Origin of the sequence: Delftia tsuruhatensis, from assembly GCF_903815225.1 — a bacterium.
GTDB classification, from domain to species: domain Bacteria; phylum Pseudomonadota; class Gammaproteobacteria; order Burkholderiales; family Burkholderiaceae_C; genus Comamonas; species Comamonas tsuruhatensis_A.
Genome location: NZ_LR813084.1, coordinates 3,787,653 through 3,808,338, shown reverse-complemented (window position 1 = coordinate 3,808,338; position 20,686 = coordinate 3,787,653). Strand labels below are relative to the sequence as shown.

The 20,686-nt window shown below is 67.0% G+C and carries 20 protein-coding genes and 1 tRNA gene; 11 read left to right on the top strand and 10 right to left on the bottom strand.

From position 1 onward, the window contains the following. Positions 1 to 87: 87 nt before the first annotated feature. Genes L1Z78_RS17285 through L1Z78_RS17250 form a run of 8 tightly spaced genes read left to right on the top strand, consistent with a single transcriptional unit; the run spans position 88 to position 7,122 of the window. On the top strand, positions 88 to 1,425 hold the full coding sequence (locus L1Z78_RS17285) for an NAD(P)/FAD-dependent oxidoreductase (protein WP_234637618.1): 1,338 nt from the start codon (positions 88 to 90) through the stop codon (positions 1,423 to 1,425). Further along, a complete protein-coding gene (locus L1Z78_RS17280; RefSeq protein ID WP_234637617.1) occupies positions 1,422 to 2,174 on the top strand; it encodes a DUF1365 domain-containing protein in 753 nt (250 codons plus the stop codon). Before L1Z78_RS17285 ends, L1Z78_RS17280 begins: the two co-directional genes overlap by 4 nt. Beyond that, positions 2,171 to 3,439 carry an SAM-dependent methyltransferase gene (locus tag L1Z78_RS17275; RefSeq protein WP_234637616.1) on the top strand — a complete coding sequence of 423 codons (1,269 nt, stop codon included), beginning with the start codon at positions 2,171 to 2,173 and terminating at the stop codon, positions 3,437 to 3,439. Before L1Z78_RS17280 ends, L1Z78_RS17275 begins: the two co-directional genes overlap by 4 nt. Beyond that, entirely contained in the window at positions 3,436 to 4,026 is a 591-nt protein-coding gene (locus L1Z78_RS17270) for a hypothetical protein (protein WP_234637615.1), read from the top strand. The genes L1Z78_RS17275 and L1Z78_RS17270 overlap by 4 nt, the downstream gene beginning before the upstream one ends. Positions 4,027 to 4,044: 18 nt before the next feature. Next, positions 4,045 to 5,322, top strand: a complete 1,278-nt coding sequence (locus tag L1Z78_RS17265; RefSeq protein WP_234637614.1) for an MFS transporter — start codon at positions 4,045 to 4,047, stop codon at positions 5,320 to 5,322. Next, positions 5,319 to 5,879, top strand: a complete 561-nt coding sequence (locus L1Z78_RS17260) for a DUF3833 domain-containing protein (RefSeq protein ID WP_234637613.1) — start codon at positions 5,319 to 5,321, stop codon at positions 5,877 to 5,879. The genes L1Z78_RS17265 and L1Z78_RS17260 overlap by 4 nt, the downstream gene beginning before the upstream one ends. Before the next feature lie 5 nt (positions 5,880 to 5,884). Then, positions 5,885 to 6,676 (top strand): SDR family NAD(P)-dependent oxidoreductase, encoded by a 792-nt coding sequence (locus L1Z78_RS17255; RefSeq protein WP_234637612.1) that lies wholly within the window; start codon positions 5,885 to 5,887, stop codon positions 6,674 to 6,676. Positions 6,677 to 6,681: 5 nt separating this feature from the next. After that, on the top strand, positions 6,682 to 7,122 hold the full coding sequence (locus tag L1Z78_RS17250) for a nuclear transport factor 2 family protein (protein WP_234637611.1): 441 nt from the start codon (positions 6,682 to 6,684) through the stop codon (positions 7,120 to 7,122). A gap of 122 nt (positions 7,123 to 7,244) precedes the next feature. Here L1Z78_RS17250 and L1Z78_RS17245 read toward each other — a convergent pair. The 3 genes from L1Z78_RS17245 to L1Z78_RS17235 form a co-directional block, all read right to left on the bottom strand. Beyond that, positions 7,245 to 7,334 (bottom strand) — tRNA-Ser (locus L1Z78_RS17245). 158 nt (positions 7,335 to 7,492) lie between these two features. After that, positions 7,493 to 8,410 carry an SPFH domain-containing protein gene (locus L1Z78_RS17240; protein WP_234637610.1) on the bottom strand — a complete coding sequence of 306 codons (918 nt, stop codon included), beginning with the start codon at positions 8,408 to 8,410 and terminating at the stop codon, positions 7,493 to 7,495. A 95-nt stretch (positions 8,411 to 8,505) separates the two neighbouring features. After that, positions 8,506 to 8,931, bottom strand: coding sequence for an NfeD family protein (locus L1Z78_RS17235; RefSeq protein ID WP_234637609.1), 426 nt, complete (start codon positions 8,929 to 8,931; stop codon positions 8,506 to 8,508). A gap of 150 nt (positions 8,932 to 9,081) precedes the next feature. On the opposite strand from L1Z78_RS17235, the gene L1Z78_RS17230 reads away from it, so the two are divergent. Beyond that, a complete protein-coding gene (locus L1Z78_RS17230; RefSeq protein ID WP_234637608.1) occupies positions 9,082 to 11,631 on the top strand; it encodes an arginine/lysine/ornithine decarboxylase in 2,550 nt (849 codons plus the stop codon). A gap of 77 nt (positions 11,632 to 11,708) precedes the next feature. Here L1Z78_RS17230 and L1Z78_RS17225 read toward each other — a convergent pair whose 3' ends face one another. The 4 genes from L1Z78_RS17225 to L1Z78_RS17210 form a co-directional block, all read right to left on the bottom strand. Further along, on the bottom strand, positions 11,709 to 12,710 hold the full coding sequence (locus L1Z78_RS17225) for a Bug family tripartite tricarboxylate transporter substrate binding protein (RefSeq protein ID WP_418921632.1): 1,002 nt from the start codon (positions 12,708 to 12,710) through the stop codon (positions 11,709 to 11,711). Between the two features lie 131 nt (positions 12,711 to 12,841). Next, positions 12,842 to 14,089, bottom strand: coding sequence for a CaiB/BaiF CoA transferase family protein (locus L1Z78_RS17220; RefSeq protein WP_234637607.1), 1,248 nt, complete (start codon positions 14,087 to 14,089; stop codon positions 12,842 to 12,844). Between the two features lie 22 nt (positions 14,090 to 14,111). Continuing rightward, positions 14,112 to 15,065, bottom strand: coding sequence for a hydroxymethylglutaryl-CoA lyase (locus L1Z78_RS17215; RefSeq protein ID WP_234637606.1), 954 nt, complete (start codon positions 15,063 to 15,065; stop codon positions 14,112 to 14,114). Then, positions 15,034 to 15,234 carry a hypothetical protein gene (locus tag L1Z78_RS17210; protein WP_234642306.1) on the bottom strand — a complete coding sequence of 67 codons (201 nt, stop codon included), beginning with the start codon at positions 15,232 to 15,234 and terminating at the stop codon, positions 15,034 to 15,036. Before L1Z78_RS17210 ends, L1Z78_RS17215 begins: the two co-directional genes overlap by 32 nt. Between L1Z78_RS17210 and L1Z78_RS17205 the strand changes: the two genes are divergently transcribed. Continuing rightward, positions 15,233 to 15,964, top strand: coding sequence for an IclR family transcriptional regulator (locus L1Z78_RS17205; RefSeq protein ID WP_234637605.1), 732 nt, complete (start codon positions 15,233 to 15,235; stop codon positions 15,962 to 15,964). The two genes, L1Z78_RS17210 and L1Z78_RS17205, sit on opposite strands and share 2 nt — an antisense overlap. A 6-nt stretch (positions 15,965 to 15,970) precedes the next feature. On the opposite strand, the gene L1Z78_RS17200 is transcribed toward L1Z78_RS17205, so the two are convergent. From L1Z78_RS17200 to fabI, 3 genes are all read right to left on the bottom strand, one after another. Next, positions 15,971 to 16,891 (bottom strand): ZIP family metal transporter, encoded by a 921-nt coding sequence (locus L1Z78_RS17200; protein WP_234637604.1) that lies wholly within the window; start codon positions 16,889 to 16,891, stop codon positions 15,971 to 15,973. Between the two features lie 38 nt (positions 16,892 to 16,929). Beyond that, positions 16,930 to 17,565, bottom strand: a complete 636-nt coding sequence (locus L1Z78_RS17195; protein ID WP_234637603.1) for a superoxide dismutase — start codon at positions 17,563 to 17,565, stop codon at positions 16,930 to 16,932. A gap of 286 nt (positions 17,566 to 17,851) precedes the next feature. Beyond that, entirely contained in the window at positions 17,852 to 18,652 is an 801-nt protein-coding gene (gene fabI, locus L1Z78_RS17190; protein WP_234637602.1) for an enoyl-ACP reductase FabI, read from the bottom strand. A 123-nt stretch (positions 18,653 to 18,775) separates the two neighbouring features. Between fabI and L1Z78_RS17185 the strand changes: the two genes are divergently transcribed. Then, entirely contained in the window at positions 18,776 to 20,593 is a 1,818-nt protein-coding gene (locus L1Z78_RS17185) for an extracellular solute-binding protein (protein ID WP_234637601.1), read from the top strand. Positions 20,594 to 20,686 lie beyond the last annotated feature (93 nt).

Here is a 20,686-nt window from a genome sequence, read left to right as displayed (position 1 = left end):
GTTACTTGGTATATAGTTTGAACTCATCAGTTCATTGTTTGATCTTTCTGGTTTTGATGGGCTGCTTCATTCAGGAAAGGCGTTCCCATGCATCGCATTGCTGTCATCGGATCGGGGATTGCGGGTCTGGCCGCGGCACGAAGGCTGGCCGCGGCGCCGGGCAGTCATGGCGTGACCTTGCTGGAGGCGGGCAGCCATTTCGGCGGGCATGCCAACACCATCGATTTGACGCTGGATGGCGTGAGCCAGGGCGTGGACACGGGCTTTCTGGTCTTCAACCACCGCACCTATCCGCTGTTGACGCGCTTGTTCGAGGAACTGCAGGTGCCGACGGCTGCGGCCGAAATGTCCTTTTCGGTGCAGGCTCCACGGGCCGATGGCGGCGCCTGCCTCGAATGGGGTGGCAGTTCACTGGCAAGCGTGTTTGCGCAGCATGGCAATCTGTTGCGCCCGCGTTTTCTGGGAATGCTGGCCGAGATCCTGCGCTTCAACCGCCTGGCCACGCGCCTCGCCAGGCAGGAGGATGATGTCCGGCTGCGCGGCTCCATCGAAGTCTTTCTGGATGAGCATGGCTTTGGCGCGGCCTTCCGGCAGGACTATCTGCTCCCCATGATGGGCTGCATCTGGTCCTGTCCCACCGACCAGATGCTGCGCTTTCCCGTGGCCACGCTGATCCGCTTTTGCCACAACCATGGGCTGATCCAGGTCACGGACCGGCCGCAGTGGTTCACGGTGCGAGGCGGCTCGCGCCAGTATGTGCGGCGCATGCTGGCCAGCCTGCAGCACGATGCGCGTCACGAGGCACGCCTGAGCACGCCCGTGCTGGGCCTGCGCCGGATGGAGCATGCGGTGCTGGTGCAGACCGCGCATGGCACGGAGCAGTTCGATGCCGTGGTCCTGGCCTGTCACAGCGATCAGGCCTTGCGCCTGCTGGGCAGGGATGCCTCGCAGCAGGAGCGCAGCGTGCTGGGTGCCATCCGCTATCAGCCCAACCAGGCGGTTTTGCATACCGATGCCGGCGTGCTGCCGCGCCGCAAGGCTGCATGGGCTGCATGGAACTATGAGCGTGCCGCCGATTCCGGGCGGGACCGGATGGGCGTCTGCCTTCACTACCTGCTCAATCGCCTGCAGCCTCTGCCCTGGCAGCAGCCCGTGATGGTGTCGCTCAATCCGGTACGCCCCATCGATGAAGGCAAGGTCCACGCGCGCATCGAATACAGCCATCCGGTGTTCGATCTGGCGGCCATCCAAGCGCAAGGCCGGGTAGGCTCCCTGCAGGGCCGGCGCCGGACCTGGTTCTGCGGCGCATGGTGCGGCTACGGTTTCCATGAGGATGGACTGCGGTCCGGCCTGGAGGCGGCCGACGGGCTGCTGCACGCCTTGCCGGCGCTGCCCGCCAACCCGGGCGTCGAGGGGGTGGCGTGATGTCGCGGCCCCTCATCGGATTCGGCCATGTCTGGCACCGTCGCCTGCGGCCTGTCGAGCATGCCTTTCGCTATCCCGGCTACTTCCTGATGCTGCCCATGCGCAGCCTGCGCACGCAGCCGGACGCCGTGCTCAGGCGCAACCGGCGCGGCTGGATCAGCTTCCATGACGGCGACCACGGCGAGGGTGGGTCCGATGCGCTGGCCTGGTTCGAACAGCTGTTGTGCAACGAGGGTATTGCAGATGCCGATGGCGAGGTCTGGCTGCACACCTTCCCCCGCGTGCTGGGCTATGTGTTCAAGCCTGTGAGCTTCTGGTATGCCCACCGCGCCGATGGTTCGCTGGCTGCCGTGCTGGCCGAGGTCAACAACACCTTTGGCGAGCGCCATGCCTATCTGCTGGCGGGCTCCGATCTGGACTGGGGCAGAGAGCAGGTGGCAGGCAAGCAGTTCCATGTCTCGCCATTCTGCGAAGTGCGGGGCGAGTACCGCTTCCGCTTCGAACTTGGGCAGGGCCGCACCCTGGCGCGCGTGGATCTCCATGACGAGCAGGGGCCTCTGCTGCAGACCAGCGTGGGAGGCGTGCTGTCCCCGCTGGACAGCTCGGCCGTGCGCCGCGCGTTCTTCGGCACTCCCCTGATGACGCTGGGTGTCATCGCCCGTATCCACTGGCAGGCGCTGCGCCTCTGGGCCAAGCGCGTGCCTTTCCATGGCAAACCCTCCGAGCCCGAGCGCTTCGTCACACGATGAACACTACCGCCGCCCCCATGCCGAGCCCCTCCGCTGCCACGCCGCGCCCCATGCCTGCGCGGGCGCGGCGCGTGCTGGATCTGCTCGAACGCCTGCCGCAGGGCCAATTGGAGCTGGTACAGCCCGACGGCCGCCTGCTGCGCCTGCCGCGCGCACCCTCCGGATCTGTCGATGCGCATTGCGTGCTGCATCGCTGGCAGGCGCTGGAGCGTACGCTGAGATCCGGCGACATCGGCTTGGCGGAGGGCTACATCGCCGGCGAATGGGACAGCCCCGACCTGGCCGCGCTGCTGCGGCTGTGCATGGTCAACCGTGATCATGTTCAAAGCCTGGTCTATGGCAGCTGGTGGGGGCGGCTGGGCTACCGTCTGCGCCACCTGCTGCAGCGCAATACGCGGGCCGGCAGCGCCAGGAACATCCACGCCCACTACGACCTGGGCAACGATTTCTATCGGCTGTGGCTGGACCCCGGCATGAGCTACAGCGCGGCCTGGTTCGAGGGACGCACGGGAGAGTCGCTGCGCCAGGCTGATCTGCAGGCAGCCCAGCAAGCCAAGTTCAGGCGTTCGCTCGAACAGGTGTGCTTGCAGCCGGGCCAGCGCCTGCTGGAAATCGGTTGCGGCTGGGGTGGGCTGGCCGAAGCAGCGGCGCGCGAGTTCGGCGCCCGGGTCACGGGCGTCACGCTTTCGCGCGAGCAACTGGCCTGGGGGCAGCGGCGCATGCAGCAGGCCGGCCTGGCCGATGCCGTGCAACTGCGCTATCAGGACTACCGTGACCTGCCTGCACGGCATGCGGGAGAGCCTTTCGATGCCATCGTCTCCATCGAGATGTTCGAAGCCGTCGGCCGCGAATACTGGCGCGGCTACTTCGAGATGCTGCGCGACTGCCTCAAGCCTGGCGGTCTGGCATGCATACAGACCATCACGCTGCGTGAAGACCTGTTCGCGCGGTATCTGCGCTCGACGGACTTCATCCAGCAGTACATCTTTCCCGGGGGGCTGCTGCCCAGCGCGGCTGCTTTCGAGCAGGAGGCACGCCGTGCCGGCCTGGTGGTGGAAGGCCGCATGGCCTTCGGGCCCGACTATGCTGAGACGCTGCGGCGCTGGCGCCAGTCCTTCGAGGACCGCATCGAGTCGGTGCGCGGCCAGGGCTTCGATGAACGCTTCGTGCGCATCTGGACTTTCTATCTTGCCTATTGCGAAGCCGCATTCGACACCGGCAACACCGATGTGGTCCAGTTCACGCTGCGCAGGCCCGTGCCATGACCACCGCCAAGCCCCATGTACCCCGCCGCCAGGCCCTGGCCTGGGGCGTCGCCTGCGCCATCGCCACTTCAATGATCACCATGACCGATGAACTTCATGCCGAGCCCGCCACGGCGGACATTCCCGCGGAACTGGGCGGCGCCTTGCCCGCCGCGCGTCTGCTCGGCTCTGGCGTACTGCGCTTCTTCGGCCTGCGCGTCTACGAGGCAAGGCTGTGGGCCGTTGCGGGCTTCCAGTCCGAGGACTATGCGCGCCACCCGTTCGCGCTGGAACTGGTCTATGACCGCAAGCTCCAGGGCGAGGCCATTGCCGAGCGCTCCATCGCCGAAATGCGCAGGGTCGGGAGTTTCACCGAGGAGCAGGCCCGGCAGTGGCTGGGCCTTATGAAGCAGGCGTTTCCCGACGTGGGGCCGCAAGACCGTCTGCTGGGCCTGAACGACGGAATGGGCAACGTGCGCTTCTTCCACAACGGACGCCAGACCGCGCAGATACGGGATACCGAATACGCGCGCCTTTTCTTCGGTATCTGGCTGGCGCCGCAGACTTCGGCACCCGCCATGCGCACCTCGTTGCTGGGCCTGGGCTGAATGCCGCCGGACCGTGCCATGTCAACGTACCCCGCCATGTCCCGCATGCTTCCCTGGCGGACAGGGCTGGCCTATGGTGGACTGGCTGCACCGCTGGCCTTTGCGTCGCTTCCCCTGTATGTGAACCTGCCCTACCACTACGCCAGTGTGGCGGGCGCACCATTGGCAGGGCTGGGTGCCGTGTTGCTGGCCACGCGCGCATTCGATGCCCTGGTGGACCCGGCTCTCGGTCGCCAGGCCGACCGGCTGCTGCGCCAGGGGGTGCGGCCCGCCTGGCGGGCGGCGGCGGTGGCCAGTCTGCTGATGGCGCTGGGCTTCTGGGCGCTCTGGCATCCGCCGCGGGACGGCCACGCCAGCATGCTGCTCTGGCTTGCCGGCAGCCTGCTGGCATGCACACTGGCCTACAGCTTCGTGGCCATCCTCCACCAGGCCTGGGCAACCCGCTGGGGCGGCGCGCCTGCATGGCGTGCCCGTGTGACAGCCTGGCGGGAAGGCGCCACGCTGGCCGGCGTGCTGCTGGCCAGCGTGCTGCCCGGCTGGCTGGGGCCGGATGCGACGAGCGGGGCGCTTGGGCTGGGCCTTGTCCTGGGCCTGGCCGGGCTGCACAGGCTCCGTGCTCCCGTGGTGGTGTTGCCGCGACCCGCGGCCGCCACCCCTTCTTGCGTGTGGGCCAACGCCGGATTTCGGCGGTTGCTGGCCGTCTTCATGCTCAACGGGGTGGCGGCGGCAGTGGCGGCAACCCTGTTGCCCTTCTTCGTGGCCGACCGGTTGCGCACACCCGAGCTGCTGCCCGTGTTGCTGCTGTGCTATTTCGGCGCGGCTGTCCTGGGACTGCCGCTGTGGGTGAGGGTCGTCTCCCGCCTTGGCCTTGCGCCCAGCTGGCGCATGGGCATGCTGGCCAGCGTGCCTGCCTTCGGACTCACGCCCTGGCTGGGAGCCGGCGACGGCCTGGCATTCGCCGCCATCTGCCTGGCCAGCGGACTGATGCTGGGCGCGGACTTGGCATTGCCGGGTGCCTTGCTCACGGGGGTGATCCAGGAGTCGGGCGAAGGGGGGCGGGGCGAGGGCCGCTATCTGGGCTGGTGGAACTGCGCGACCAAACTCAACCTGGCCCTGGCTGCGGGCCTGGCGCTGCCGCTGCTGTCCGCGGCTGGCTATCGCAGCGGCGGCACCGACCCGGCCGGCCTGCATGCCCTTGCATGGGCGTATGGCGGGCTGCCCTGCCTGCTCAAGCTGGCGGCGGCGGCGCTGGTCTGGCGCGCCGAGCGCCTGCATTCTTCCTGGAGGCACACATGAATCCCCTCAACCACTTCGCTTCGTTCGCGCCGCTGCGGCGCGCATCCCTGGGGGCCGCATTGGCCTTGTCCCTGGCTGGCTGCGCGGGCCCCTCGGTGCGGGACTATGCCCATGAGCAGCCGCGGCTGGACCTGCGCCAGTACTTCAATGGGCCATTGACGGCGCATGGCATGTTCACCGACCGATCGGGCAAGGTGGTCAAGCGCTTCACCGTGCGCATGACGGGCCGCTGGAACGGCGAGGAAGGGACACTGGATGAACATTTCGTCTACAGCGACGGCAGCACGCAGCAGCGTGTCTGGCATATCCGGCACCTGGGCGAGGGCCGCTACAGCGGCAGGGCGGACGATGTGGTGGGAGAGGCACGAGGCGAGAGCGCGGGCAATGCCATCCACTGGAACTATGTGCTGGCCCTGCCCGTGGACACGAGGGTGTGGAACGTCCGCATGGATGACTGGATGTTCCTGATGGATGGGAAGACCCTGCTCAACCGCACGGCCATGAGCAAGTTCGGTGTGCACCTTGGCGAGGTGACGCTGGCCTTCGTCAAGGAGTGAGTGCCATGCCGTTGTTCTCCGGCCGGCTGAATCCGCCGCTTTCCGACTGGGGTGGCCGCTCGGCCTGGATTCTGGGCGCGTCGTCGGGCATAGGACGCGCCACGGCCGAGGCGTTGCACGCGAAGGGGGCTCGGGTGGTCGTGTCTGCGCGCGATGCCGCGGCATTGCAGGAGGTCGCGCGCGGGCGCGACGGATGCCTGGCCCTGCCCCTGGACGTGACCGATGCCGATGCCGTCGCGCAGGCCGCCCGTGCCGTGCTGGCGCACGAGGGCAGGGCTCCCGACCTCGTCCTGTACTGCGCAGGCCACTACCGGCCGCAGCGCGCCACGGCGTTCGACCTCGCCGAGATGCAGCGCCACCTGGACGTGAACTATGGCGGTGCGCTGCATCTGCTCGCCGCCGTACTTCCCATGCTGCTGGCCGAGGGCCGGGGCCATCTGTCCCTGGTCGGCTCGGTGGCAGGCTATCGCGGGCTGCCCATGTCTCTGGCCTACGGCCCGACCAAGGCGGCACTCAACAACCTGGCGGAAAACCTCTACCTGGACCTGCATGGCCTGGGGCTGGGCGTGTCCATCATCAACCCCGGGTTCGTCGACACGCCGCTGACGGCGCAAAACCGCTTCAGCATGCCTGCCTTGATCGGTGCCGACGAGGCGGCCCGGCAGATGCTGCGGGGCTGGGCTCAGGGCCGCTTCGAGATGAATTTCCCGCGTCGCTTCACACGCTGGGTACGCCTTCTGCGCTGCCTGCCCGACGCCTGGTATTTTTCCGCGGTTCGCCGCATCACTGGAGCATGAACCCCATGGACAGTGGCATATCCGATCCGCGGCTGGCCCGGCTGGCCCGGGCCTACGAGGCTTTGCGCCGGGACAATCTGGCAGAACTGCTGTCCCTGTATGCCGATCAGGCCTTCTTCAAGGATCCCTTCAACGAGGTGCACGGCAGGGCCGAGACAGGGCGGGTATTTGCCCACATGTTCGAGCAGCTCGACCAGCCGCGCTTCACCGTGAACCAGGGAATGGCCCAGGGTGACAGCGGTTTCCTGCTCTGGGAACTGGCCTTTGTCAGGCAGTCGGGCGAGCCGATGTGCATCTGTGGCGCCAGCCACCTGCAGTTCGATGCCGATGGACTGGTGGTGGCTCACCGGGATTTCTGGGATCCCATGGAGGAGATCTTCGCGAAGCTGCCCATGCTCGGCCCCGTGACACGGTGGGTGCAGGCAAGAATGAGCGCTTCGAGATAGCGGCAGGGGCCCTTGTCCGCCGGGCCGCTTTCCTGGTTGCGATCACGGACGGCAGTGCGCCCGATGAAAAAGCCCTGTGACTTGCGTCATCAGGGCTTTTGGGGTCGGCTTGGCGCCATGTATGGCGGAGAGGGCGGGATTCGAACCCGCGGTGGGGATTAGCCCACACACGCTTTCCAGGCGTGCGACTTAAACCGCTCATCCACCTCTCCGAAGCCCTCGATTCTAGCACTGGTTTTGGCGCGTTCCGGGGAATCTGCGCAATTGCAATCAATTCACCCCTGCCAGCCAGGGTCGGTGTGCCTGACGGGATCGCGGACGATGGCCATGGACTCGCCGGGGCCGGGCGGGGCGGACACGGTGCCCGCCTTCAGCCGTTGCGCTGCCCGGTCTGGATCATCTTCATGGCCGAGGTGATCAGGCTGGAAACTTCGGTCATGTTGCTGGGCACGATCAGCGTGGTGGAGGCGTCGGATGCCACCTGGCCGTAGGCCTCGACGGCCTTTTCCGCGACCTTCAGCTGCACGGCCTGTTCGCCACCGGGCTGGCGGATGGCATGGGCCACGCGCTCGATGGCCTGTGCGGTGGCGTCGGCCACGGCCTTGATGGATTCGGCCTCGCCCTGGGCCTTGTTGATGACGGCCTGCTTTTCACCTTCGGAGCGCGCGATGAAGGCTTCGCGCTCGCCGGTGGCGATGTTGATCTGCTCCTGGCGGCGGCCTTCGGAGGCGGCGATCAGCGCGCGCTTTTCCCGCTCGGCCGTGATCTGGGCCTGCATGGAGCGCAGGATCTCGGCGGGCGGCGTCAGGTCCTTGATCTCGTAGCGCAGCACCTTCACGCCCCAGTTGAGCGCGGCCTCGTCGATGGCCGAGACCACCTGGGCATTGATCATGTCACGCTCCTCGAAGGTCTTGTCCAGCTCCAGTTTGCCGATCACGCTGCGCAGCGAGGTCTGGGCCAGCTGGGTGACGGCCATGATGTAGTTGGAGGAGCCATAGCTGGCGCGCATGGGGTCGGTGACCTGGAAGTAGAGGATGCCGTCCACCTGCAGCTGGGTGTTGTCGCGCGTGATGCAGACCTGGCTGGGCACGTCCAGCGGGATTTCCTTGAGGCTGTGCTTGTAGGCCACGCGGTCCACGAAAGGCACGAGGAAGTTCAGGCCCGGCGTCAGCGTGCCGGCGTACTTGCCCAGGCGTTCCTTGACCCAGGCGTGCTGCTGGGGCACGACCTTGATGGAGCGTGCGATGAAGATGGCCGCGATGACCAGAATGACGATGGCGATTTCCATGGTGTCTCCAAGCCCGGAGGGCATTCAGTGAAACAAGAGGGTGAAGCGAAGGGGCGGGACGAGGAGCGCGCCCGGTGCGCGTGACGGCGGCAGGCTCAGAGCTTGTCCACGAGCAGGCGGTTGCCGACGACTTCGGCCACGCGGTGCATGCCTGCCGAGGGCAGGTTGCCGGGGCGGCTGATCACGGTCCATTGTGCGCCACGGTAGCGGACCTGGGCCGTGCCGTCGGTGTTCCACTGCTCGACCATGACGGACTCGCCGACGTCGAGGTTGACGTCGCGGTTGCTCGATGCCGGCTGGCGGCTGGGCAGGCGCCTGCGCACGAGGTAGCAGGCCAGCACGAAGGCGCTGCCGAGCACGGCCGCGGTGACGAGCTGGGCGATGGGGGCCAGGCCCGCATGCGCGCACAGCGCACCGACGATGGCGCCCAGCGCCAGCATCAGCAGGTAGAAGCTGCCGGTCAGCAGTTCGGCGATCACCAATGCACCGGCGACGAGCCACCAGATGGTGGAATATTCCATGCCCAGACTCCCTATCTATGACAGTTGCTTGTGTTTAGTGCACCACATTCTGGGTGAAAAGCCGCACGCTTCAAAGGCGCAATAAGGATATTCCTTACACTTCGCGCCTGTTTCGTTTTTTAGGCCCGCTCAGGTTACGGAGGCTGCCCCATGAAGTTTCGCTTTCCCATCGTCATCATCGACGAGGACTACCGTTCCGAGAACACCTCGGGCCTGGGCATCCGCGCCCTGGCCCAGGCCATCCAGGAAGAAGGTTTCGAGGTGCTGGGCGTGACCAGCTACGGCGACCTGTCGCAGTTCGCGCAGCAGCAAAGCCGGGCCAGCGCCTTCATCCTGTCGATCGATGACGAGGAGTTCTCGCTGGTCGAGGGCGAAACCGATCCCGTGGTCCACAGCCTGCGCAGCTTCATCGGCGAGGTGCGTCGCAAGAACGCCGATGTGCCGATCTACATCTACGGCGAGACCAAGACCAGCCGCCACCTGCCCAACGATATCCTGCGCGAACTGCACGGCTTCATACACATGTTCGAGGACACGCCGGAGTTCGTGGCCAAGCACATCATCCGCGAGGCCAAGAGCTACCTGGAAGGCGTGCAGCCTCCGTTCTTCAAGGCGCTGCTGGACTATGCGGAAGACGGCTCCTACAGCTGGCACTGCCCCGGCCACTCGGGCGGCGTGGCGTTCCTCAAGAGTCCCGTGGGCCAGATGTACCACCAGTTCTATGGCGAGAACATGCTGCGCGCCGACGTGTGCAACGCGGTGGAGGAACTCGGCCAATTGCTGGACCACAACGGCGCCATCGGCGAGAGCGAGCGCAATGCCGCGCGCATCTTCAACGCCGACCACTGCTACTTCGTGACCAACGGCACCTCCACCTCGAACAAGATCGTCTGGCACCATGCCGTGGCGCCCGGCGATGTGGTGGTGGTGGACCGCAACTGCCACAAGTCCATCCTGCACTCCATCATCATGACGGGTGCGATTCCGGTGTTCCTCAAGCCCACGCGCAACCACTTCGGCATCATCGGCCCCATTCCGCAGAGCGAATTCTCGATCGAGTCCATCCAGGCCAAGATCGCGGCCAACCCGCTGCTCGAGGGCGTGGACGCCAAGACCGTCAAGCCGCGCGTCCTGACGCTGACGCAGTCCACCTACGACGGCGTGCTCTACAACACCGAGACCATCAAGGGCATGCTGGATGGCTATGTGGCCAACCTGCATTTCGACGAAGCCTGGCTGCCGCATGCCGCCTTCCACCCGTTCTATGGCAGCTACCACGCCATGGGCAAGAAGCGCGCGCGCCCCAAGGAGTCCGTGGTCTATGCCACGCAGTCCATCCACAAGCTGCTGGCCGGCATCAGCCAGGCCTCGCATGTGCTGGTGCAGGACAGCCAGACCCAGAAGCTGGACCACCACCTGTTCAACGAGGCGTACCTGATGCACACCTCGACCAGCCCGCAGTACAGCATCATCGCCAGCTGCGACGTGGCCGCCGCGATGATGGAGCCGCCCGGAGGCACGGCCCTGGTGGAGGAGTCCATCCTCGAAGCGCTGGATTTCCGCCGCGCCATGCGCAAGGTGGAAGACGAGTTCGGCGACGACGACTGGTGGTTCGAGGTCTGGGGCCCCGAAAAGCTCGCCGAGGAAGGCGTGGGCTCGGCCCGGGACTGGATCATCCGCGGCCATGATGCTGCGCCCAAGCGCTCCAAGGCCAAGAACGGCAAGGAGTTCGACAACTGGCACGGCTTCGGCGAGCTGGCCGACGGCTTCAACATGCTGGACCCGATCAAGTCCACCATCGTGACGCCGGGCCTGGATCTGGACGGTGATTTTTCCGATACCGGCATACCCGCCTCCATCGTCACCAAGTACCTGGCCGAGCACGGCGTGGTGGTCGAGAAGACCGGCCTGTATTCGTTCTTCATCATGTTCACCATCGGCATCACCAAGGGCCGCTGGAACACCATGCTGACGGCGCTGCAGCAGTTCAAGGACGACTACGACCGCAACCAGCCGCTGGCGCGCATCCTGCCCGAGTTCTGCCAGCAGCACCGCCGCTACGAGCGCATGGGCCTGCGCGACCTGTGCCAGCACGTGCACGAGCTGTACGCCAAGTACGACATCGCCCGCCTGACGACCGAGATGTACCTCTCGGACCTCAAGCCCGCCATGAAGCCCAGCGACGCCTACGCCCACATCGCCCAGCGCAAGACCGAGCGCGTGGAGATCGATCACCTCGAAGGCCGCATCACCGTGGGCCTGGTCACGCCGTACCCGCCCGGCATCCCGCTGCTGATTCCTGGCGAAGTGTTCAACCGCAAGATCGTGGACTACCTGCTGTTCGCGCGCGAGTTTGCCAAGGAATGCCCGGGTTTCGAGACCGACATCCACGGCCTGGTGGAGCTGGAAGACGCCAGCGGCAACGTGCGCTACTACGCGGACTGCGTGCGGCAGGAGGCACCGGCCCGCAAGAGCGCAGCCGGCGGCAAGTCGGGCGCCGCACAGCCGGCAGCCAAGGCGTCCGTGGCCAAGCCTGCCGCGAAGAAGGCGACAAAGCCGGCAGTGAAGGCCGCGGCCAGGCGTCCCGCGCCGGCCCGCAAGGCCGGGTCTGCGCCAGAGGTGGGTACGGCCGCCAAGCCTGCCCGTGGCCGCAAGATGGTGCAGGTGGGGGACGATGGCCCGTTCGGCCGCAACGTCTGATCTGCCCGATTCATGAAACGGCGATGAAAAAGGCGCGGTGCTCCTTGCGGGCGCCGCGCCTTTTTTGCTGCTGACGTTCACTCCAGCCGGATCCTGGCATCGCGGATCAGCGCGGCCCAGCCGGCCTGTTCCTTTTGCAGGTAGGCGGCTGCGTCCTGGATGCTGCCGCCCAGGGCCGTGCTGCCTTCGGCCTGCAATTGCTGCTGTACCGCAGGCTGTTGCAGCGCCGCGTTCACGGCGGTGTTCATCTTCTGCACGATGGCCGCCGGCGTGCCCTTGGGCGCGACGATGAGCTTCCAGTCCACGGCCTCGAAGCCCGCATGGCCCGATTCGGCCACGGTGGGCACGTCGGGCAGGATGGGCAGGCGCCTGGCCGAAGTCACGGCCAGCGCGCGCAGCTTGCCGCCCTTGAGCAGCGGCAGCACGGCCTGGGGTGTGCCGAACATGTAGTGCGTCTGCCGGCCCAGCAGATCGGTGATGGCTGGGGCCGCTCCCTTGTAGGGAACGTTGAGCACCTGTATGCCGGCCTTGAAGGCCAGCATCTCGCCCGCCAGGTGGCCCACCGTGCCCGTCGATGCCAGGCCCTGGCGGATGCCGCCCGGGTCGGCCTTGGCGGCCTTGACCAGGTCCTGTACCGATCTCCAGGGTGAGTCCTGCGGAACGACCAGCACCGTGGGCTGGGCGGCGACCAGGGCCACCGGGATCAGGTCCGTGCGAGGGTTGAACGGCATGCTGGGCAGCAGGGCGGGATTGATGGCCAGGTTGGCGGTCTGTCCCATGCCGAAGGTGTATCCATCGGGGGCGGACTTGGCCACGGCATCCAGGCCGATGTTGCCGCCCGCGCCGGGCTTGTTGTCCACCACCACGGTCCACTGGTTCAGCGTGCCCACGCGCTCACTGATCTGGCGCGCGACGGCGTCGGTGCCTCCGCCCGGCGTGTAGGGCACGACCATGCGCACGGCGCGTGCGGGCCAGTGGTCGGGCTGCGCCTGCGCCGCCATCGGCAGCCACAGGGCGGCGGCGTACAGCAGGAACAGGCGGCGGGACGTGGCAGGCGGGTGGGATGGGTGACTTTGCATGGTGTTGTCTCCAGGAATTTTGGGAAAAGGCTCCCCCGCCGGGCGCGCCGTGGGCGTCGTCCGGAAAAGGAAAGTGAGGGGCGGTGGGGAGAGGGCGCCTCCCGGCGCCTCTTCAGCGACTCAGTGCCGTGTCAATGCGATGCCGTGGCATGGCTGGCGGTGGATTCGCCCTGGGCCAGGGCCCGGGCCTGCTCGGCGCTGTAGCCCAGTGCCGAGAGGATCTCCAGGCTGTGCTCTCCCAGGCGCGGCGGCGACAGGCGGACGTCCATGCGCCTGCCATCCAGCGTGAAGGGCAGCAGCACGGTCTTGGTCTCGCGGCCATCGGGCAGGGTGATGGGCGCCAGCGCGCCGGTGGCGTTCAGGTGCGGGTCTTCGAGCAGGTCCTGCGGGCGTGCGATGGGCGCGAAGGGCAGGCCATTCTTCTCGAACACTTCGGCGATGTGGGTCGCACTGTGCGGCGCCATTCTGTCCCGCAGCAGCGGCATCAGCCAGCTGCGCGCCAGCACGCGGTCATTGTTGCTTCCCAGGCGCGGGTCGTCGCGCAGCTCGCCCAGGCCGAAGGCGTCGCAGAACACGCGCCAGGCGCCGTCGCTGACCACGGCCAGGAAGATCTGCTCGCCGTCCCGCACCTCGAACACGTCGTAGATGGCCCAGGCCGAGATGCGCGCGGGCATGGGCGCGGCGGGCTTGCCCGTCACGGCGAACTGCATCATGTGCTGGGCCACCAGGAAGATGTTGTTCTCGAACAGCGCGCTTTGCACCTCCTGGCCCAGGCCGGTCTTCTCGCGCTGGGCCAGGGCCGCCATGGCACCCATGGCGCCGAACATGCCGCCCATGATGTCGTTGACGCTGGCGCCTGCGCGCAGCGGGTCGCCGGGGCGGCCCGTCATGTAGGCCAGGCCGCCCATCATCTGCACCACCTCGTCCAGCGCCGTGCGGTGCTCGTAGGGGCCGGGCAGGAAGCCCTTGTGGCTTACGTAGATCAGGCGGGGAAAGCGTTCCTTGAGGCTGTCGTAGTCCAGGCCCAGCTTGTGCATGGTGCCGGGCTTGAAGTTCTCGCAGACCACGTCGGCCGTGGCGATCAGGCGCAGCGCGGCCTCCTTGCCTTCCTCGGTCTGCAGGTCCAGCGTCAGGCTCTTCTTGTTGCGGTTGAACAGGGGAAAGAAGCCCGAGCCCGAGCCCAGCAGCTTGCGCGTGGCATCGCCGTCGCGGCCGTGCCCCACGGGCTCGACCTTGATGACCTCGGCCCCGAGGTCGGCCAGCATCATGCCGCAGGACGGGCCCATGACCATGTGGGTGAACTCGACCACGCGGATGCCCGCGTAGGGCAGCGGTGCGGCATGGGGAGAGGGTGTGGCGGAGGTGGTGTCGTGGCTCATGGAAAAACGTTCGATGGTGGAATCAGTTGCGGGCATAGGCATGCGCAACGAAGCCCTTGGGCAGGCCGGCCAGCGGCGTCATGCCGTGCAGATCCTCACCGGGCAGGCCTTCGGTCAGCGGCTGGCGGGCGGCGATCAGGCGCTCGATGTCCACGCCCGTACGGATGCCCATGGCCTCGAACATGAAGACGAGGTCCTCGGTGACCACGTTGCCCGAGGCGCCGGGCGCGTAGGGGCAGCCGCCCAGGCCTGCCAACGAGGCATCGAAGGTGCGCACGCCGGCCTCGTGGGCCGCCAGGCAGTTGGCCAGGCCCAGCCCGCGCGTATTGTGCATGTGGGCCGCGCCCGCGTGCTCACCCAGCTCCGCGCGCAGCCGCGTGAACAGGCGCCGTACCTGGGCCGGGTTGGCCATGCCCGTGGTGTCGGACAGGCCCGATTCATTGGCGCCGGCGGCCACGCAGGCCGCGGCCAGTGCGATCACGTCGTCCTCGGGGACCAGGCCTTGCAGCGTGCAGCCGAAGGCCGTGGAGATGCCTGCCTCGATCAGCGCCTGCGGCGCGATCGCGTCACGCAGCGCGGCGATGGCGCGCACCTCCTCGACCATCTGCATGGGGGTCTTGCGCACATTGGCCATGGAGTGCGCGGGACTGGCCGAGACCGGCAGCGTGATCTTGTGGACGCCGGCGCGCAGCGCGGCCTCGGCTCCGCGCAGGTTGGGGACCAGGGCCATCACGGTCAGGCCCGGGCGTCGCACGGCGTGGGCCACCACGTCGGCGGCATCCGCCATCTGCGGCAGCAGCTTGGGCGAGACGAAGGAGCCGACCTCGATCTCCTGCAGGCCGGCGTCGGCCAGCGCGTCGATCCATGCGCACTTGTGCGCCGTGGACATGGTGGCGGCCACGGACTGCAGGCCGTCGCGCGGGCCGACTTCGCTGATGAGTACGTCAAAACGGTGAGAGGACATGGGTTGCTGCATCCGCCAGGTTGTGCCTGCCGCCAGGATTTTCCGGGTTGACAGGATTTGATGTGGTTGTTCTAATAGATAGAACTATATTCTTTCTATTGAAATATTCCGGGCTGCGGGCTGGATCGTCAAGCCCGTGTGTCTGGGGTTTTCCCTTGTTTGCTCGGGAGCGTTCTTTCATGCCTCGCAAATCCGTGACCGAATCGGTGGCCGACGAAAATGCCGCGCCGGGAGGCGTGGCGGCCGTGGACCGGGCCCTGAGCCTGCTGGCGGCGTTTCGCGATGGCGACGGCGGTCTCACGCTGGCGCAGCTGTCCGAGCGCGCGCGGCTCTACAAGAGCACCGTGCTGCGGCTGCTGGCTTCGCTGGAGCACGGAGGGTGGGTGCTGCGCCTGGACGATGGCCGCTATGCGGTGGGCCCGGCCGTGGCGCGGCTGCATGCGGTCTATGCGCGGAATTTCTCGCTGGACAGCGTGGTCATGCCCGTGTTGCGCGCGCTGGTGCAGGCCACGGGTGAGAGCGCGGCCTACCATGTGCGCCAGGGTCAGGACCGCTTGTGCCTGTACCGCGTGGATTCGCCCCATCCCGTGCGCGACCATGCCCGCTCCGGCGACCTGCTGCCGCTGGGGCAGGGCGCGGGGGGGCGCGTGCTGTCGGCCTTTGATCCCGAGTTGTACGCCGCGTCGCGCGGTGGCAGCCGCACGCAGCTGGCGCGCGTGCGTGCCGATGGCTACTGCGCCATGGTGGGAGACCGGCACCGCGAGATAGCCGGGATCTCGGCACCGGTGTTCAAGCGTGATGGGGAGCTGGCGGCGGCGCTGACACTGACCATGCCGGCCCACCGCTATGAGGAGCGCCATGCACGCCATGTGCTGGCCGCCGCGCGTGAGCTGGGGCAACTGCTGCCCTGAGCGGTTCTATCCCAGGGCGGTGTCCAGCAGCATCATCAGCACGAAACCTATCATCAGCCCGCCCGTGGCGAAGGCCTCGTGGCCCTTGCGGTGGGATTCGGGAATGATCTCGTGGCTGATCACGAACAGCATGGCGCCCGCTGCGAAGCCCAGTCCCCAGGGCAGCAGTGCGGCCGAGCCACTGACGATGGCCGCGCCCAGCACGGCCCCGACGGGCTCGACCAGGCCCGAGGCCATGCCCAGCGCCACGGCAAAGCTGCGCTTGTAGCCTGCGGCCAGCAGGGCCACTGCCACGACCAGGCCTTCGGGCACGTCCTGGATGGCGATGCCCGTGGCCAGCGCATTGGCGCGCAGCCCGTCGTTGCCCGCATAGCCCACGCCGATGGCCAGGCCTTCGGGCAGGTTGTGCAGGGTGATGGCGAAGACGAACAGCCAGGTGCGCTGCAGCTTGCGTGCGCCCTGCGGATCCAGCCCCTCGCGGCCCTTGATGAAATGCTCATGGGGCAGCAGTCGGTCCATGAGCATGAGCGCGGCGCCGCCCAGCAGGATGGCCGAGCCTATGACGCCGCCCGCCGCCCAGCCCCCCCCGCCGAACAACTGCTGCGTGCGCACGGCCTCCAGTCCCGGCAGGATCAACGAGAAGGCGCAGGCCGCCAGCATCACGCCAGCGCCGAAGCCGAACAGGCTGTCCTGCGTGCGCTCGGACAGGCGCTGCGACAGCATCACGGGCACGGTGCCCAGTGCGGTCGCCAGCGCGGCGGCCGAGCCCCCGGCCAGGGCCTGGAAGACCACCGGATGGTTCTGGGCATAGGCCCAGAACTGGCTGGTGAGCGCCCAGGCGCCGGCCATCATGATGGCCAGACCTATCCACAGGCGGATATTGGTCCGTGCGCTGGTCTTGGAGCGGAAGCGTCGTGGCAGATCCATGCTGGTCGGGGAGGGAAGGTTGGAGGGCGGGTGACCGCTCAGCCGCGTGCGGCGGCGTGGCGGCGGGCCACTTCGGCCCAGTGGATGACGTTGTAGAACGCCGCGATGTATTCGGGGCGGCGATTCTGGTACTTGAGGTAGTAGGCGTGCTCCCACACGTCCAGGCCCAGGATGGGCGTGGCGCCCGAGCCGATGCCGATCATCAGCGGGCTGTCCTGGTTGCCGCTGCTCTCCACGGCCAGCTTGCCGTCCTTGCCGACGACCAGCCAGGCCCAGCCGCTGCCGAAGCGCGTGAGAGCGGCCTGGGTGAAAGCGGTCTTGAAGGCGTCAAGACCGCCCAGCTCCTTGTCGATGGCCTGCGCCAGCTCTCCGGAAGGCGCACCGCCGCCGCCCTGGTCCGCGGGTGCCATCACGGTCCAGAACAGGCTGTGGTTGGCGTGGCCTCCGCCGTTGTTGCGCACGGCACCGCGGATGCCCTCGGGCAGCAGGGACAGGTCGGCAATCAGCTGCTCGACGGGCTGATTGCCATGCGGTGTGTCCTTGAGCGCCGCATTGAGGTTGTTCACATAGGCCTGGTGATGCCTGGTGTGGTGGATCTCCATCGTCTGCGCATCGATGTGGGGCTCCAGTGCGTCGTAGGCGTAGCTCAGTGCGGGCAGGGTGTAGTTGCTCATTGGGTTGCTTTCAAGGTCTGCGGTGGGAAATCAGTGAGGCAGGTGGGCCTGTACTGGCGCGGCGAGGTCAGAAGTTGCTTGCACGTCTGCTGGCTCCGAGATGCATTCCGAGGTTCTTTGATCTGGATATGAGAATTGTATTATTCATGAGAATCATTCTCATTAATTTTACTGATGCCCGCTTTTTTTCTCATGGGTTTTCAGCGTGGCGGAGAGGAAAAAAAGCCCCGCAGGCGCCAGTGCCTGCGGGGCTGGGAGTGCGGGGCGGGCGCGGCGCCCGCCGGGCTCAGACCTGGTCTGCCGACAGACCGGCGGTCTGGCTGAAGCCGCCGTCCACGTAGGTGATCTCGGCGGTGACGCCCGAGGCCAGGTCGGACAACAGGAAGGCCGCCACATTGCCCACGTCCTCGATGGTCACGTTGCGGCGCAGTGGAGCGGCATCGGCCACGCGGCCCAGCAGCTTGCCGAAGTCCTTGATGCCGGAGGCGGCCAGCGTCTTGATCGGGCCGGCGGAGATGCCGTTGGCGCGGATGGCGCGGCCGTCGGCCGTGCGGCCCACGGCTTCGGCCAGATAGCGCACCGAGGCCTCCAGCGATGCCTTGGCCAGGCCCATGGTGTTGTAGTTCGGGATGGAGCGCAGCGCGCCCAGGTAGGACAGGGTCAGCAGCGAGGACTTGTCGTTGAGGTAGGGCAGGGCCGCCTTGGCCATGGCCGGGAAGCTGTAGGCGCTGATATCGTGCGCGATCTTGAAGCCTTCGCGCGAGAGGCCTTCAAGGAAATTGCCGGCGATGGCCTCGCGCGGCGCGAAGCCGATACTGTGCACGAAGCCGTCGAACCGGCCCCAGGCCGAGCCCAGGTCGGCGAACAGTTTCTCGATCTGCGCATCGTCGGCCACGTCGCAATCGAAGGTCAGCTTGGAGTCGAATTCGGCGGCGAATTCGGTGATGCGGTCCTTGAAGCGCTCGCCCACGTAGCTGAAAGCCAGCTCCGCGCCCTGTGCGTGGCAGGCCTTGGCGATGCCATAGGCGATGGAGCGGTTGGACAGGACGCCCGTGATCAGCAGTTTCTTACCGGCGAGAAAGCCCATTGTTGTTCTCCAGATGAAGTGAGTGGAAGTGCGTGGCGCACGGCGCCGATGGCCGCTGCCCGCGTCAGCGTTTGCCAGCGGGCGGCTGGCTGCGTGGTGCAGAATTGTCGCATGCGCCATTGGATGATTTCTTCGCTGCTGCTGGCCTCGGCCTGTCTGCCGGCCTGGGGCTCGCATGCCTATGCCCTGTGGGGCGAGCCCCGCTATGCCGAGGGCTTCAGCCATTTCGACTACGTCAACGTCAAGGCGCCCAAGGGCGGCGAGCTGCGGCTGGTGAGCAATCTGCGCATCTCCACCTTCGACAAGTACAACCCGTTCACGATCAAGGGATCGGCGCCGGCCTACCTGACGGAGCTGGTGTTCGATACGCTGCTGTCGCCATCGCTGGACGAGTCCGCCACGGGCTACGGGCTGCTGGCCGAGGACGTGCAAGCCGCGCCGGACGGCCTGTCGGTGATCTTCAGGCTGCGGTCCGAGGCGCGCTTTCACAATGGCAAGCCGGTGCTGGCCGCCGACGTCAAGCACAGCTATGACACCCTGGTCGGCCCGCATGCGCTGCCGGGCTACAGGACACTGTTCATCGATGTGGCCGGTGCCGATGTGCTGGACGAGCGCACGGTGCGATTTCGCTTCAGGCAGCCCAACAGGGAGCTGCCGCTGACGGTGGGCGCCATCCCCATCTTCAGCCGCGACTGGGGGGTGGAGGGCGGCAAGGCCAAGCCCTTCGACCAGGTGATCACGGACACGCCCATAGGCAGCGGTCCCTACAGGATCGGTCCTGTGCGTTTCGGCAAGGACATCACCTATGTGCGCGACCCCGACTACTGGGCGCGTGACCTGCCGGTGCGCGTGGGCACGGCCAACTTCGACCGCATCTCCGTCAGGATCTACCGCGACAACACCGCCAGGCTGGAGGCGCTCAAGGCCGGGGAGTTCGACCTGATGCGCTTTTACAGCGCCGGCGACTGGGCGCGGCGCCTGTATGGCAAGCGTTTCGACCGCGGGGAACTGGTCAAGGGCGAGTTCGGCAACAAGCTGCCGTCCGGCTTCCAGAGCTATGTGCTCAATACCCGCCGGCCCTTGCTCAAGGATGCGCGCGTGCGCCGCGCCCTGGGTCTGGCGCTGGACTACGAGTGGATGAACCGCCAGATGTTCTACGGCTCCTACCAGCGGGTGCAAGGGCTGTTCGGCAACACGGAATGCGAGACCCATGGCGAGCCCTCGCCCGAGGAGCTGGCGCTGATGGAGCCCCTTCGCAACAGCCTTCCTCCAGCGGCCTTCGGGCCGATGGCACAGCCGCCGCGCACCGATGGCGACAGCTCGCTGCGCGGCAATCTGCGCCAGGCCAGGCAGTTGCTGGCCGATGCCGGCTGGACCGTGCGGGACGGCGTGCTGCGCAATGCACGCGGCGAAGCCATGGAGCTGGAGTACCTGGACAGCAGCGAATCGGGCATACGCCAGGTCTCGCCCTGGATCCGCAACCTTGAGAAGCTGGGAATCCGGCTGCGCTTTCGCCCGGTGGATTTCGCGCTGTACCAGCAGCGGGTGGAGAAGTTCGACTACGACATCATCTCCATCGCCTACCAGGGCACGAACAATCCGGGACAGGAATTCGCGGACCTGTTCGGCAGCAAGGCGGCCGACATGGAGGGCTCCGGCAACTTCCCGGGAGTGAAGAGCCCGGCCGTCGATGCACTGATCCGGCGCATGACCGAAGCCAAGACCGAGGCACAGCTGTTGCCCGCGTGCCACGCGCTGGACCGTGCGATTGCGCACGGCTACTACCTGATCCCGCAATGGAGCGCAGGCACGCATCGCATGGTCTACGACTCCTGGCGCCTGGTCCGGCCGGCCGTGGTGCCGCCCTATGCGAAGGGCGAGAACTGGGCCATGGAGACCTGGTGGGCCCGCATGCCCGCGCTGACCGCGCCGCCGCCATGACCAACGTGGCGCCACTGCCGTTGCGAACCGTTGCACGATGGTGCGGCCCCCGCTGCGGGCGGGGTTCGCGCCATGGCGATAATGCATGACTCT